At 74.9% G+C, this 366-nt stretch carries 1 protein-coding gene; it reads left to right on the top strand.

Annotation, left to right across the window (positions count from 1 at the left end):
• The coding region (locus tag KVT32_RS29125; protein ID WP_217619318.1) for a tetratricopeptide repeat protein at positions 1-366 on the top strand (366 nt) is incomplete at both ends.

Here is a 366-nt window from a genome sequence, read left to right as displayed (position 1 = left end):
CGCGCTGCAGGGCGATTGCGCGGCCCAGTTCAACCTCGGCCTGATGTACAAGCGCGGCCAGGGCGTGGACGCCAGCGGCAAGCAGGCGCTGTACTGGTTCCGCCAGGCCGCCGCGGCGGGCGACCGCGGCGCCCAGCGCCAGCCCGGCCTCGCCTACGCCGAAGGGCTGGGCGGGAAACCCGATCCGCGCCGCGCCCTGGCCTGGCTGCAGCGCGCGGCCGGCCATGGCGACCGCGAGGCCCAGTTCATCCTCGGCACCGTGTACGCCAATGGCCGCGCGGGTCTGCAGGTCGACCGCGACGACGCCAGCGCCTTCGAGTGGTACAGCCGCGCGGCCAGCCAGGGCCACGTGGCCGCGCAATACAA

This window comes from Achromobacter sp. GbtcB20, assembly GCF_019091095.1.
GTDB lineage: Bacteria > Pseudomonadota > Gammaproteobacteria > Burkholderiales > Burkholderiaceae_B > Achromobacter > Achromobacter mucicolens.
The sequence above is the reverse complement of the archived record's forward strand: the minus strand, read 5'-3'. Positions and strand labels throughout refer to the sequence as shown.